Genomic DNA, 14,387 nt, shown 5'->3' with positions numbered 1-14,387 from the left:
CTCACTTCTCGACGGTGGGCATGGCCGTGAGCCTCCCGTCGTTGACGAGGAAGACGCGGTTCCCCGCGCCGGACATGCCCCAGGGCCCCCGCGATTCGGCCGACCAGGTCCAGTACCGTTGGCCGCTCACGATGGAGTGGGCCGAGACGCCCTGACCGTCCCCCTGGACGACCCACAGCGTGCCGGCCTCCACGTGCGGGGGACTGTGCGGCGGCGGGCCCTTCGCGCTGCGGTCCAACGGCAGTGCCCCGCCGCGCTCGGTGAACACCTGGCACAGCGCCGTACCGTCCATCGCGAACACCCTGTCCTCCCACGAGGCCGCCGGCCCCCAGCCGCCGGCTCCCGACTGCGGGGCTTCGGTGGCCTTGGTCTCCCTGTCCTTCCACACCGCTGCGCCCGTCCTGATGTCCCGGGCCGTCAGGCTCCGACCGCCGAGGTAGACGACGTCCTTCATGACGAGCGGCTGCAGGGCGGACCTCGCCTGGCTGCCGACCCGCCAGACCGTCGCTCCGGAAGCGGTGTCGACGGCGATCACATCGCCGTCGGCGCCGAAGACGACGAGCCGCCCGGTTCCGACCGCGGCCCGCGGCCCGGGTGCCTTCACGGCTGCCTCGGGAAGCGGCACCGTCCAGCGGACCTTGCGCCCGGCGGTGTCCACGGCGCGCAGCTTCCCGCCGCGCGTCACCAGGTAGACCGCCGACTCGTCCGCGGTCAGGATGCGACCGGTGTCGGCGTCCCCGACCGACCACTCCTGCCTGCTGGTGGAGGCCTCGAAGCCGAGCAGTGCCCCACCGGGTCCCGCGGTCGCGAACCGGTTGCCGGGCAGTCCGACGAGTCCGGCGGCCGGCCGGACGTCGGGCAGCCGCCACTTCTCCTTGCCGTCGGTCGTCAGACGCGCCGCGAGGCCGCCGCCCGCGGCCGCGAAGACGACCACGTCGAGTACCGGCAGCGGGGTGGTGACCACGCCGTCGACCGGTCCTGCCGCCACGGGCAGCGGACCCCACAGCTCGCCCGGAGGCGTCCCGTGCTTCCGCACGCTGATCGACAGCGGCTCGGCATCCTTGGCCGGTCCGGCCGCGGGGATCTTGCGCGGCTCCACGCGCAGCATCCACCAGGCGCCCGTGGCCCCGCCGGAGGCGGCCAGTACGCCCCCCGCCGCCAGCGCGGTGCGCAGCAGCCGCCTGCGGGACGGCCCGGTCCCGGACCCCTGCCCGACGACCGTGGCCTGCCGGTCGGCCTCGGCTCCCCGGCGCTCGATGTCCTTGGCCAGGGCTCCGGTGCGCCAGATCCGGTCCGCTCCCGGCGGCGGGGCGAAGGCGCCCGCGATCTGCTCGGGGGCCGGGCGGTGCGCGGGGTCCTTGGCGAGGCAGGGCGCGATCAGCTGCCGCAACCCGGGCGGTACGGAGTCCAGTCGCGGCTCCCCGTGCACCACCTCGTACTGCACGGCGGCCACATGGGTCCCGTCGAAGGCGCGCTGTCCGGTGGCCGCGTACGCCAGCACCGCGCCCAGCGAGAAGACGTCCGCGGCCGGTCCGACGCGCTGACCGAGCACCTGCTCCGGAGCGCCGTACCCGGGGGTGACCGGCACCTGGCCCGTGGTGGTGAGCGTCAGTCCGTGCTCGGGGCGCGCGATGCCGAAGTCGATGACGCGCGGTCCCGTCGAAGTGAGCACGATGTTCGCCGGCTTCAGGTCGCGGTGCACCAGCCCCGCCGCGTGGATGTCCCGCAGGGTGGCGGCGAGCGAGGCGGCGAGCGCGCGGACGCCGTCGGGGCCGAAGGGCCCGTACTGGCGGACGGCGTCGTCGAGGGTGGGCCCGGACAGGAACTCGGTGGCGATCCAAGGCCGGTTCTCGGTCTCCTCGGTCCGCGCGTCCAGGACCCGGGCGACGCCGCCGCTGGTGACCGCCCGGGCGGTCTGCGCCTCGCGCAGGAACCGCTGGGCGAGGTGCGGGTCGTGCGCGAGCTCCGGCAGCAGCACCTTCACGGCCGCCGTGGCGCCGCCGTCGTCCCGGCCGAAGTACACCTTGCCCATGCCGCCCTCGCCGAGGACGCCCAGGACGCGGTAGGGGCCGAGCCGGATGGGGTCACCGGCACCGAGGGGTTTCATGGCGTACTGCTTCCTGTCGTTCACGGGTGTCAGCGGAAGTCGACGGGCAGGCCGGTCGGTTCCTTGATGCGCTTCATGATGATCTGCGAGTTGACCTCGGTGATGCCGGTGAGGGCCGTCAGCTTCTCGATCCACAGGCGCTCGTACGCGCGCAGGTCCGCGACGGCGATCCGCAGCAGGCAGCCGGGGCTGCCGAAGAGGCGGTAGGCCTCGATGACGTCGGGGATGTCCTGGAGGGCCGCTTCGAACGCCTCGACGGCCTCGCGGTCGCGGCGCACCTCGATCGAGACGAGCACCTCGAAGCCGCGGCCGACCGCCTCGGGGGAGATCACGGCGCGGTAGCCCTGGATGACCCCGTCCTGTTCCAGCTGGCGCACCCGCCGCATGCACGGGGACGGGGTCAGACCCACGCGCTGGGCGAGCTCCTGGTTGCTGAGGCGCCCGTCCGCCTGGAGCTCGCGCAAGATATCCCTGTCAATGGCGTCCATGACGCAATTATCACCCACGCTGTGTCACAGGTCGGGTGGAAGACGCAATCACATTGCGCGTAGATCGCTCTATCATTGCTGCTTTGAGCACATATGTGCGAGTGACCATGAGTGAGTACGAGAAGGGCGGCCACGGCCAATGGGACGGATCGTCGTCATCAGCACCGGCGGAACGATAGCCAGCCGCTGGCAGGGCTCCGGCTTCGCCGCGGACGCCGACGGGAGCGAGGTCATCGCGACCGCGCCGCTGCCCGAGGGCGTCACGGTCGGGGTGGTGGACCTGTTCAGCGTGAACAGCCCCCGGCTCACCACCGCCCACCAGCTCACCCTGCTGCGCACCGTGCACGAGGTGCTCGCCGACCCCGGCGTGGACGGCATCGTCGTCACCCACGGCACCGACACCCTGGAGGAGTCGGCGTTCCTCGTCGACCTCCACCACCACGACCCGCGCTCCGTCGTGTTCACCGGTTCGCAGCGGCCCATGGGCACCGCCGACGGGGACGGACCGGGCAACCTCTACGACGCGCTGCTCACCGCCGCGAACACCCGCGGGCTGGGCGTGCTGATCGCCTTCGCCGGGCGGGTGCACGCCGCGCGCGGCACCGTGAAGACGCAGGCCGTGGAACTGGACGCGTTCGCGGACCCCTCCAAGGAACTGCTCGGGAAGATCGGCTTCGGCAAGGTCACCGTCCTGCGCACCCCGCAGCGCCCGGCGCCGCTCCCGCTGCCCGCGATGCCGGAACTCCCGCCGCGCGTGGACGTGGTGGTGCACCACGCCGACGGCGACCCGCTCCTGCTCAACGCCGCCGTCGAGGCGGGCGCGCGCGGCATCGTCCTCGTCGGCACCGGTGCGGGCAACGCGACCCCGGAGATCGTGGACGCGGTCAAGGTCGCCGTCGGGCGGGGTGTGCTGGTCGCGCTGAGCACGCGGGTCATGGCCGGGCCGGTCACCGAGATCTACACGCACGGCGGCGCGGTGGACCTGGTCGCGGCCGGAGCCGTCCCGACGGGCACCCTGCGCGCCGGCCAGGCCCGCATCGCGGTCCTCTCCGCCCTCCTCGCCACCGAGAACCCGGTGGAACAGACCCGCATCCTCCGCCTCGCCCTGAACGCGACGAGCCCGATCCTGGCCAAGGTCTAATCGGCGGCCCGCCCGCGGCTCCGCCCCGGACCCCCGCGCCTCAAACGCCGGCGAGGCCATATTTCAGCCCCTCCGGCGTTTGAGGAGCGGGGGTCCGGGGGCAGGGTCCGGGGGCAGAGCCCCCGGAACGGCGCCGCGCACGCGAGGGGTCAGGCGCCGCCGAAGGCCGACAGGATGCGGTCCGCCGCAGAGGTCGGGGTGACGGAGCCCGCCCGCACCGCGGCCTCCAGCTCCGGCGCAAGCTCCCGCACCGCGGGATCCGCCCGCAACCGCTCCAGCAACTCCTCGCGGACCATCGACCACGTCCACTCCACCTGCTGCGCCGCCCGCTTCGCCGCCAGCCGGCCCCCCGCGTCCAGCAGGGTCCGGTGCTGTTCGAGGCGGTTCCACACCTCGTCCAGCCCGGCCGACTCCCGCGCACTGCACGTCAGGACCGGCGGAGTCCAGGCCGCGTCCACGGGGTGCATCAGCCGCAGCGCGCCCGACAGTTCCCGCGCCGCCGCCTTCGCGTCGCGCTCGTGCGGGCCGTCCGCCTTGTTCACGGCCAGTACGTCGGCCAGTTCCAGGACGCCCTTCTTGATGCCCTGCAGCTGGTCGCCCGTACGGGCCAGGGAGAGCAGCAGGAAGGAGTCGACCATCCCCGCCACCGTGGTCTCCGACTGGCCCACGCCGACCGTCTCGACGAGGACCACGTCGTAGCCCGCCGCCTCCATCACGATCATCGACTCGCGGGTCGCCTTGGCGACGCCGCCCAGCGTGCCCGCCGAGGGGGACGGCCGTACGAAGGCCGCCGGGTGCACGGACAGCCGCTCCATCCGGGTCTTGTCACCCAGGATGGAGCCGCCCGTGCGCGTGGACGACGGGTCCACCGCGAGGACCGCGACCCGGTGGCCCAGACCCGTCAGCATGGTGCCGAACGCGTCGATGAAGGTGGACTTGCCCACCCCCGGGACACCGCTGATGCCGATCCGGCGGGCCCGGCCCGCGTGCGGCAGCAGCTCCGTCAACAGCCCCTGCGCCAGGACCCGGTGAGCGGGCAGGGTGGACTCGACGAGGGTGATCGCGCGCGCGATGAACGCGCGCTTCCCGTCGAGCACCCCCTTCGCGTAGGCCTCGATGTCGATCTTCGGCACCGGCGGCCGCCTACAGCTCGTGGCCCAGGTCCGCGGCCAGCCGCGTCACCAGGTCGTGGGCCGCGTCCGGGATCACCGTGCCGGGCGGGAACACCGCCGTCGCGCCCATCTCCAGCAGCGTCGGGACATCGGCCGGCGGGATCACCCCGCCCACGACGATCATGATGTCCTCGCGGCCCTCCTCCGCCAGCTGCTCGCGCAGCGCCGGTACGAGGGTCAGGTGGCCGGCCGCCAGCGACGAGACGCCCACCACGTGGACGTCCGCCTCGACGGCCTGGCGGGCCACCTCCGCCGGGGTCTGGAACAGCGGGCCGACGTCCACGTCGAAGCCCAGGTCGGCGAAGGCCGACGCGATCACCTTCTGGCCGCGGTCGTGCCCGTCCTGGCCCATCTTGCAGACCAGGATGCGCGGACGGCGGCCCTCCGCCTCCTCGAACCGGTCGATGAGCGCACGGGTGCGCTCCAGGGACGGGGACTCGCCTGCCTCGGTGCGGTACACACCCGAGATCGTACGGATCTGGCTCGCGTGCCGCCCGTACACCTTCTCCAGTGCGTCCGAGATCTCACCCACCGTCGCCTTGGCGCGCGCCGCGTCCACCGCGAGGGCCAGCAGGTTCCCGTCCCCGCGCTCGGCGGCGTTGGTCAGCGCCCGCAGGGTGTCCTGCGTGACCGCCTCGTCGCGCTCCTCGCGCAGCCGCCGCAGCTTGGCGATCTGCTGGGAGCGCACCGAGGAGTTGTCGACCTTCAGGACGTCGATCGCCTCGTCGTTCTCCACGCGGTACTTGTTCACGCCGATCACCGGCTGCCGCCCGGAGTCGATCCGCGCCTGCGTGCGCGCCGCGGCCTCCTCCACGCGCAGCTTCGGGATGCCCGCGTCGATGGCCTGCGCCATGCCGCCGGCCGCCTCGACCTCCTCGATGTGCTGCCACGCGCGGCGCGCCAGGTCGTACGTCAGCTTCTCCACGTACGCGCTGCCGCCCCACGGGTCGATGGACCGGCAGGTCCCCGACTCCTGCTGCAGCAGCAGCTGGGTGTTGCGGGCGATGCGCGCCGAGAAGTCCGTCGGCAGCGCGAGGGCCTCGTCGAGGGCGTTGGTGTGCAGCGACTGGGTGTGGCCCTGGGTCGCCGCCATCGCCTCGATGCACGTGCGCGTCACGTTGTTGAAGACGTCCTGCGCGGTCAGCGACCAGCCGGAGGTCTGGGAATGCGTGCGCAGCGACAGCGACTTGGCGTTCTTCGGGTCGAACTGCTTGACCAGGCGCGCCCACAGCAGGCGGGCCGCGCGCAGCTTCGCGACCTCCATGAAGAAGTTCATGCCGATCGCCCAGAAGAACGACAGGCGCGGCGCGAACGCGTCCACGTCCAGCCCGACCGCCTGACCCGCCCGCAGGTACTCCACGCCGTCGGCGAGGGTGTACGCCAGCTCCAGGTCGGCCGTGGCCCCGGCCTCCTGGATGTGGTAGCCGGAGATGGAGATCGAGTTGTACCGCGGCATCTTCTGCGAGGTGAAGGAGAAGATGTCGGAGATGATCCGCATCGAGGGCTTGGGCGGGTAGATGTAGGTGTTGCGGACCATGAACTCCTTGAGGATGTCGTTCTGGATGGTCCCGGCCAGCTTGTCGGGGGAGACGCCCTGCTCCTCCGCCGCCACGATGTAGAGCGCGAGGACGGGCAGCACCGCGCCGTTCATCGTCATCGACACCGACATCTTGTCCAGCGGGATCCCGTCGAACAGCTGCCGCATGTCGTAGATCGAGTCGATCGCCACGCCCGCCATGCCGACGTCGCCCGTCACGCGCGGGTGGTCGCTGTCGTAGCCGCGGTGCGTCGGCAGGTCGAAGGCCACCGACAGGCCCTTCTGACCGGACGCCAGATTGCGCCGGTAGAAGGCGTTCGACTCCTCGGCCGTGGAGAAGCCGGCGTACTGCCGGATCGTCCAGGGCTGGTTCACGTACATCGTCGGGTACGGGCCGCGCAGGTACGGGGCCACGCCCGGGTACGTCTGCAGGAAGTCCAGGCCCTCCAGGTCCCGCCCGGTGTAGAGCGGCTTGACCCCGATGCCCTCGGGGGTCTCCCACAGCAGGTCGGCGGCCGCGGTGCCGGTGGACTCCTTCACCGAGGCGCGCCACTGCTCCTCGGAGACCCCGGCGGCGGAGGAGCCGAGCGCCAGCTCGGAGAAATCGGGGATGCTCAAGACGGCACTCCCATCCGGTCGAGTACGGAGGACAGCACGGCGACGGCGTCACAGCCGGCGAAGACGTACTCGTCCACGGAAGCCTCTGCGGTGCCCGGCTTGCCGGCGAGGAAGACGGTCGTGGCGCCCGCCGTGCGCAGGGCCCCGGCCACCGCCTCGGCCTGCTCCTCGTACAGCGCGTCGCTGGAACAGATCACGGCCATGCCGTCGGCGCCGCTCGCGGCGTAGGCCTCGGCGGCCGTCGCCGGATCCACGGACACCGGATCGTGCACCGGTTCGATGCCGCCCGCCTGGAACAGGTTCGAGGCGAAGGTGGCCCGCGCGGTGTGCGCGGCCGCCGGGCCCAGCGCGGCGAGGAAGATCCTCGGCCGCTTGCCGGTCGCCGCCAGGTGCGCGTCACTGCGGGCGCGCAGGGCCTCGTACGCCTCGTCGCGGCGCACGCGCGGCAGTCCGCCGGTGGGTCCGGCGGGCGCGGGCTCGCGTACGACCGGCTTCTCCGACAGCAGCGGGAACTCGCTGACGCCGGTGATCGGTTCGCGGCGCTTGGCCAGCTTCTTGGAGCGCTCGGCCCAGGTGGCGGCCAGCCGCTCGGCGACCAGACCGGAACGCAGGGCGGCGGCCTGGCCGCCGGCCTTCTCCACGGTCCGGAAGAACGCCCAGGCCGCGTGCGCCAGTTCGTCGGTGAGCCGCTCCACGTAGTACGAGCCGCCGGCCGGGTCGATCACCCGGGCCAGGTGCGACTCCTCCAGCAGGATGGTGGAGGTGTTGCGGGCGATCCGGCGCGCGAAGGCGTCCGGCAGGCCCAGCTCGTGGTCGAAGGGGAGCACGGTGACCGAATCCGCGCCGCCCACGCCCGCGGCCATGCAGGCCACGGTGGTGCGCAGCATGTTCACCCACGGGTCGCGGCGGGTCATCATCACCGGCGAGGTCACCGCGTGCTGCAGCTGGGCACCCGCCTCCGGGGCCCCCGAGGCCTCGGCGATACGGGACCACAGCCGGCGCGCGGCGCGCAGCTTGGCGATGGTGAGGAACTGGTCCGCGGTGGCGGCGTAGCGGAACTCCAGCTGACCGAGGGCCGCTTCGGTGCTCAGCCCGGCCTCGGTGAGAGTGCGGAGGTAGGCGACACCGGTGGCCAGGGACAGGCCCAGCTCCTCGGCGGCGCTGCCACCGGCCTCGTGGTAGGGCAGGGCGTCCACGGTCAGGGCGCGCACCCCGGGCCAGCCGGCGGCGGCCTCCCGGGCCAGCTCCACGGCGGCGGCCGGGTCAAGCGCCTCGCCGGTCCGGGCCTCGTGGCCCAGCGGGTCGGCGCCCAGAGAGGCCCGGGCGGCCTCGGGGGACACCGCGCTCTCGGTGAACAGGCGCAGCAACTCGCGCGCGGCTTCGGCGTATTGGGCGCCCGCGTCCAGGGAGACCGGGGCGAGGTCCAGGTAGACCCCCTCCAGCGCCCGCTCGAGGCCGTCGACCGGGAGGCCGGCGCGGCCCACGGTGAACCAGAGGGAGGTGACCCCGTTCTCCAGGTCGGCGAGGGCAGCTTCGTTCACGCGCACCGGATCGGTGCCCGCGAGGCGCTGGCGCACGTCCCAGCCGTTCGCGGTGGTGCCCTCCGGCCTGCCTCCGCGTACGAAGGGGGCGAAGCCGGGGAGACCGGTGTCGGGAGCCGCCCCGTCGGGCGGCGCGGTGTAGAGCGGGCGGGTGGTGAGCCCGTCCTCGAGTGGGGTGGACAACGCATCTTCTGCGGCCTCGCCGGAGGCTTCCTTGCCCGACTTGCGCAGTACGCCTTCTACAAGGCGCTGCCACTGCTCATGCGTCGCGTCAGGGAACTCGGCGGCCAGGGAGAGCCCGTCGTCAGGCAGGACCGTCATGGCTCGAATGCTAGGGGCGGGCGCTTGGGGCGCACCATACCGTCCGGTGTGATCTCGCCCTCTCATGAGATAGTGAAAGGATCTTGACTAGCGGGCTGAGCAGCACCGTTGCCGAGGTACTGGGGAGTACGTACGGACCCGCGCGCGTTACCACGATCCGTCGGGGATCTCCACGGACGGGCGAGAGGTCCGTCCTGGCGGTCCCGGTCCCCCGCGGACTTCTCCGGTGCGGGACCTCCGCCGGCGCGGTCACGACCCTGAGCGCCGGATTGAAGACTTCCGACAGAAGCGCCGAGCCCGGTCAGGGGATGCGGATGCTGTCGACGAGTCGCTCGTGCATCTCCTTCAGGGTCTTCTCGCCGTCCTCGGGACCCAGGGTCAGGGCCTGCACGAGGTGGTCGTCGTCGGCGATCACGCGCACCCATCCGACCAGGCGCTGGTCGTGTTCCACCGTGGAGAGGCGCGCGTCGATGACCCGGCGGCCGTCCACCGTCTTCTTCTTGACGTCGGTGCTGGTGAGGGGTGCGCCGCCGAGTTCCTCGTACTTGTCGGTGAGGCCCTGGACGGCCTCGTCGAGGGACAGCTGATCGCCCGGTATGTCGTGGACGGTGAATCCGATGGCTCCCTCGGGGACCTCCAGCCCGTACGAGCGGCCCTCGACGGTCCCGCCGCCGGCGGTGGGGATGGAGGCGTTCCGGACATGCGCCTTTCCGGGAAGCTCGGCCGTGATGCCACTGGGGGGATCGGTGGTCTTCACCCAATCCACGGCGGGCGCTGTGGTCTCGGCGCCGGCGTACGCCGCCGGCGGGGCGGAGAACGCGGGGGTGGAGGGCAGCACGCCCCCGGCCGCCAGGGCCGCCGAGGCGGAGAGCATCAGAAGGCGCTGCATCCGTGAACGGTCGGCCATGCGGATCACTTCCCGTGACGTGGGGGCGGCGCCGGGGGCGGACGATGACGCTCACGTGCGGATTCCCGGCCCACCCTCCCAGCGTCCGTCCCGGCGGGCGCGGATGCATCCGGACGGGCCCGGCTCCCGGCGTGTCTGCGGTGGTCCGTTCCGCCCGGGCGGTACGGGTGGTGGGCGGGGCCGGTGGCGCGAGTGGTGGGAGTCGGTTGTGGCGATGGTCGGGTTGTTCTGGGTCACTCCGGACGCGGTGTACGTGGGGTCGCCGCCGAGCGCCATCGGCGGCTGCGTGCGGCTGACCGGCGACGGGCTGGAAGCGGTGGACCCCGACGGCTCCCGGACGTGGACGTGGGAGGAGCTGCGCTCCGCGGTCGTCGAGGACGTGCCCGTCGAGGGCCCGTCGGGCCGCGCGGTGAAGCTCCTCGGGTCGGTGCTCTCGGCCGCGCTCGACGCCTTCCGCGGCGAGGGCCCGCCCGAGATGACCCTGCGGCTGGAGACGGAGAACGGGCCGGAAGAGGTGACGGCCCCCGCGGCGGTCGCCGGCTACGGCGCCGGGGAGACGGCCCTCTCCCAGGACCTGCTCGCCCGTTTCGTCGCGGGAACCGCGGACCCCCGGACCCTGGAGGCCTGGGGCCGCGACCACGCCCAGGAGGGCACGCCCAAGCCACCCGTACGGGAGTCCCTCCTCCGCACCTGGGCAGGGGCCTGAGCGCGCCGCGCCGGTCAGTCCTCCAGACGGACGGGCATCAGGAGCGAAAACGTGTCCTCGGTGTCGGTCCGGCGGATCGCCAGGGGCGCCGTGGGGGCGCCGAACTCCAGGACCAGCCGGTCGCGGGCGCCGGCGGCGGCGAGGGCGTGCAGAAGGAACTCGCGGTTGACGGCGACGCGGTGCCGGTCGTCGTCGCCGTCCTCGCAGACGGTCACCCCACCCTCGGCCGTCACCTTGAGCACGCTGAGGTCGCAGGAGACACCGTCCTGCTCGCGCACCTCACCCGCACGGACGGGGCCGGTCTCCAACGCCTCCCGGAAGGCCGCGACATCGACGAGGGCGCGGCGCCCTGCCGGCAGGCGGACGAGGCGACGGTAGTCGGGGAAGTCGTGATCGACGCACTGGCCGGCCGTCTGGCGGTCCCCCGCCTCCAGGGTCACGCGGCCACCGTCCACGGCGAGCCGGACCGGGGCGTCGTCGCTCAGCAGCGCCCGCATCGCGTCGGCGAGCGGGGACGGTACGACGACCTGTACGCGGGGCCCTTCGTGGCCGGCGGTACCGGCCCGTGCGACGGCCATCCGGTAGCGGTCGGTGGCCACGACGCGGAGCGCGTCGCCCTCGATGTCGAACAGGACACCGCCGAGCACCGGCAGGTCCGGATCGGTGCCGGCGGCGAAGCGGACCGCGTCCAGCGCGGCGGCCAGGTCGGGGGCGGAAACGGTCAGCCGCACGGTGGCGGTGGCGGTGGCGGCCGTGGCGGTGGTGGTGCGGAGCGCGGTCATGGGATTCTCCCTGCATTCGAGTAGCGCTCGGACGGCGGAGAACTCACTGCGCGCATCGGACAACCCCCGTTCAAGACGGCGCAGATGTGCCTCGAGCAGCTTGCGCACCAGGTCGGTGTCCGCACTGGACCAGCCGGCCAGCAACAGCCGGATGTCCGCCAACGGCATGCCCGCCCGCCGCAGCCGGGCCAGCAACCGGGACTCTTCGAGCTGCCCGGGGCCGTACCACCGGTACCCGCTCACCGGATCCACCCAGGCCGGGACCAGCACGCCCGCACCGTCGTAGAACCGCAGGGTGCTCACCGTCAGCCCGCTGTCCCGGGCCATCTCGCCAATGCTGCGCATCTCGCTCTCCACACCCGCAACTCTGGGCCCTCCACCAGGTCGAGGGTCAACCGCCGCCGCTGTCGTGGGGCGGCATGCGTGGCGGTGGCGTTGCGGGGTCGTGAAATCCAGCCATGAATTTTCGGCCGCCGCTGGCCCTGTGGATGATGTGCGGAACCGAAGGAAAGCCCAGATCAAAGCCGGTGTGCGAGGTCCGGTGGGGGGTCCGTTCCGGCCACCTCCGGGTGCTTCGGGCGGGGGTTGACCGGCGGCCGGGGCGCTGACAGTCTCCGAGCCATGTCCGCGACCGAACTTCTCGCCACGCGGCTCCACACCCCCGGCCTCTGTACCGAGCCGGGCGAGTGTCCGGGCCGCTGTCCGGCCCCCACGGCCTGACCCCCGCCCCGCCCTCCCGGCCCCGCCGCGTCACGCCGCCCCGGCCAGGACGACCCACCAGGAACGTCCATCCGGCTCGGCACCCCTGACCGGGCCCGCCGCCCCACCAGCGATGCCCTTCCCCGACCCGGCCCGCCGCCGACCGGGACCGCCGTTCCGGAACCGTGCCCCTCTACGGGGGCCCGGCCAGGACGGCGCCCCCACCCGGGTCGCCTCTCCGAGGGGTGACGCCGCCTCGCACCGGGGTTGCCCGGCTGGACGGTGCCCGACCAGGGGTGGCTCTCCGGGGTGAGGCCTCACCGGCGCGGCGTCGTCGCGGTACGCCCTGCCGGGGCGGCAACCGCCTTCGGAGCCCAGCCCGGGCGGCTCCCCGACGGCTCCCCCTACCGGGGGTGTCCGGCCGAGCCGAAGCCCCACCGGGATGTCCCGCCGGCCGGGGCCTCACCTGGGTGTCCCACTGGACGGCGCCCTGCCAGGGTGCCTCACGCACGGTGCCCCGTCGCGGGTTCCCACGGATGGCGCCCACCAGGCATGCCGCCCCGGGGACGGCCCTGGGGTGCCCGGGCGGGAAGGTGTCCGGCCCGGGGGCGTCTTCGGCTCGGTGCCCGCCGGGCGGAGAGGGCCGCCGTCGGGGCGGCGTGGGCGGGCCACCCGAGGGGCCCGCGCGGCCTCGGAGCCGGCACCCGCAGCCGTACCACCCGCACCACACACCGCTTCGCGCAACTCCGTCTCCTCCGCTGCGGATACGAACCTGCCCGCAGCCAGTCCTCAGCAGGGAGCTCCCATGGCCACCACCCTTCCCGCCCCCACCGTCACCGTCACCAAGATCGGCGGCCGCATCGGCGCCGAGATCGGCGGCGTACGGCTCGGCGGCGATCTGCCCGACGCCGCCGTCGCCGGGATCCGCGCCGCCCTCCTCGCGCACAAGGTCGTCTTCTTCCGCGGCCAGGACCACCTCGACGAGGCCGGCCACGAGGCCTTCGCACAGCTGCTCGGCGCGCCGGTCGCGCACCCCACCGTCCCCTCCGCGGACGGCCGTTACGCCCTCGGCATCGACTCCCACCACGGCGCCCGCGCCAACCAGTGGCACACCGACGTCACCTTCGTCCCCGCCTACCCCGCCTTCTCCATCCTCCGCGCCGTCACCATCCCCCCGTACGGCGGCAACACCCTCTGGGCCAACACGGCCACCGCCTACTCCCACCTCCCCGAGCCGCTCCGCGCCCTCGCCGACGGCCTGCGCGCCGTCCACTCCAACGAGTACGACTACGCCGCCCTCAAGCCCGACGCCCTCCCCGAGGCCCTGGCCCAGTACCGCGAGGTGTTCACCTCCACCAAGTTCCTCACCGAGCACCCGGTGGTCCGCGTCCACCCCGAGACCGGCGAACGCACCCTGCTGCTCGGCAACTTCGTCCAGCGGATCAACGGCCTCACCGGCCGCGACTCCCGCGTCCTCCAGGACCTGTTCCAGTCGCACATCGAGAGCCCCGAGAACACCGTCCGCTGGCAGTGGCAGGCGGGCGACGTCGCGATCTGGGACAACCGCGCCACCCAGCACTACGGCGTCGACGACTCCGACGGCCACGAGCGAACCTTGCGCCGCGTCACCGTCGACGGCGACGTCCCGGTCGGTCCCGACGGCGAGCCCTCCCGCCTGCTCAGCCCGGAGGCCGTCCCGGACCCCGCCTTCGGCATCCCGTCGGGCGCCTCCACCTCCGCCTGACCGACCGGCCCCGCCCAGCACCACCCCGCCCGCTCCCCGTACGTCACCCAAGGAGCCCCCGTGCCCCACCTGCTCGCCATCACCGGCAGCCCCTCCGCCCACTCCCGTACCGCCGTCGTCGCCGACCACGTGCTGCGCCGCCTGTCCCACTCCGGCTTCGGGACCGCACACCTGGCCGTGCGCGAGCTCCCCGCAGCCGACCTGCTCGCCGCCCGCCGAGGCGAGCTGGAGATCCGCCGGGCGCTCGAGGCCGTCGCCGAGGCCGACGGCCTGGTCATCGCGACCCCGGTCTACAAGGCCTCGTACACCGGCCTGCTCAAGGCCTTCCTCGACCTGCTCCCGCAGGACGGCCTCGCCGGCAAGACGATTCTGCCGCTGGCCACCGGCGGCAGCCTCGCCCACGTCCTGACCATCGACTACGCCCTGCGCCCCGTGCTCGCCGCCCTCGGCGCCCGGCACGTCACCGCCGGCCGTTTCGTCCTGGACTCCTCCGTCGAGCGCGGATCCGGCCCCGACCGGCTGCGGCCCGAGGCCGAGCTCGACCTCTTCCAGGCGGTCGACGAGTTCGCCGAGGCCCTGCGCACGGCGCCCGCCGCTGCCGCCGCGCTCACCACAGCCCCGTAA

The 14,387-nt window shown here is 73.4% G+C and carries 11 protein-coding genes; 4 read left to right on the top strand and 7 right to left on the bottom strand.

Annotated features, from left to right (window positions below):
• Position 1 precedes the first annotated feature (1 nt).
• Positions 2-2,131, bottom strand: a complete 2,130-nt coding sequence (locus RIU97_RS10060; RefSeq protein WP_404955353.1) for a protein kinase domain-containing protein — start codon at positions 2,129-2,131, stop codon at positions 2-4.
• A gap of 5 nt (positions 2,132-2,136) precedes the next feature.
• Positions 2,137-2,595, bottom strand: a complete 459-nt coding sequence (locus RIU97_RS10055) for an Lrp/AsnC family transcriptional regulator (protein WP_404955351.1) — start codon at positions 2,593-2,595, stop codon at positions 2,137-2,139.
• Positions 2,596-2,734: 139 nt separating this feature from the next.
• Between RIU97_RS10055 and RIU97_RS10050 the strand changes: the two genes are divergently transcribed.
• Positions 2,735-3,736: an asparaginase gene (locus RIU97_RS10050; RefSeq protein ID WP_404955349.1), complete on the top strand. Its 1,002-nt coding sequence runs from the start codon at positions 2,735-2,737 to the stop codon at positions 3,734-3,736.
• A gap of 149 nt (positions 3,737-3,885) precedes the next feature.
• On the opposite strand, the gene meaB is transcribed toward RIU97_RS10050, so the two are convergent.
• The 4 genes from meaB to RIU97_RS10030 all read right to left on the bottom strand — a co-directional run bounded on the left by meaB (position 3,886) and on the right by RIU97_RS10030 (position 9,814).
• Positions 3,886-4,869 (bottom strand): methylmalonyl Co-A mutase-associated GTPase MeaB, encoded by a 984-nt coding sequence (gene meaB / locus RIU97_RS10045; RefSeq protein ID WP_404955346.1) that lies wholly within the window; start codon positions 4,867-4,869, stop codon positions 3,886-3,888.
• A 10-nt stretch (positions 4,870-4,879) separates the two neighbouring features.
• Positions 4,880-7,063 (bottom strand): methylmalonyl-CoA mutase, encoded by a 2,184-nt coding sequence (scpA, locus tag RIU97_RS10040; RefSeq protein ID WP_404955344.1) that lies wholly within the window; start codon positions 7,061-7,063, stop codon positions 4,880-4,882.
• Positions 7,060-8,925 carry a methylmalonyl-CoA mutase family protein gene (locus RIU97_RS10035; RefSeq protein WP_404955341.1) on the bottom strand — a complete coding sequence of 622 codons (1,866 nt, stop codon included), beginning with the start codon at positions 8,923-8,925 and terminating at the stop codon, positions 7,060-7,062. Before RIU97_RS10035 ends, scpA begins: the two co-directional genes overlap by 4 nt.
• Positions 8,926-9,226: 301 nt before the next feature.
• Positions 9,227-9,814 carry a hypothetical protein gene (locus RIU97_RS10030; protein WP_404955338.1) on the bottom strand — a complete coding sequence of 196 codons (588 nt, stop codon included), beginning with the start codon at positions 9,812-9,814 and terminating at the stop codon, positions 9,227-9,229.
• Between the two features lie 226 nt (positions 9,815-10,040).
• Here RIU97_RS10030 and RIU97_RS10025 point away from each other — a divergent pair, with 226 nt between their 5' ends.
• Entirely contained in the window at positions 10,041-10,538 is a 498-nt protein-coding gene (locus RIU97_RS10025; protein ID WP_404955336.1) for a hypothetical protein, read from the top strand.
• Between the two features lie 14 nt (positions 10,539-10,552).
• On the opposite strand, the gene RIU97_RS10020 is transcribed toward RIU97_RS10025, so the two are convergent.
• Positions 10,553-11,665 carry a MerR family transcriptional regulator gene (locus tag RIU97_RS10020; protein WP_404955333.1) on the bottom strand — a complete coding sequence of 371 codons (1,113 nt, stop codon included), beginning with the start codon at positions 11,663-11,665 and terminating at the stop codon, positions 10,553-10,555.
• A gap of 1,159 nt (positions 11,666-12,824) precedes the next feature.
• Between RIU97_RS10020 and RIU97_RS10015 the strand changes: the two genes are divergently transcribed.
• Together RIU97_RS10015 and ssuE are read left to right on the top strand one after the other, a co-directional pair.
• On the top strand, positions 12,825-13,763 hold the full coding sequence (locus RIU97_RS10015; RefSeq protein WP_404955331.1) for a TauD/TfdA dioxygenase family protein: 939 nt from the start codon (positions 12,825-12,827) through the stop codon (positions 13,761-13,763).
• 60 nt (positions 13,764-13,823) lie between these two features.
• Entirely contained in the window at positions 13,824-14,387 is a 564-nt protein-coding gene (gene ssuE / locus RIU97_RS10010; protein ID WP_404955329.1) for an NADPH-dependent FMN reductase, read from the top strand.

The organism is Streptomyces sp. 147326 (genome assembly GCF_045000215.1).
Lineage (GTDB): Bacteria > Actinomycetota > Actinomycetes > Streptomycetales > Streptomycetaceae > Streptomyces.
The sequence above is the reverse complement of the archived record's forward strand: the minus strand, read 5'-3'. Positions and strand labels throughout refer to the sequence as shown.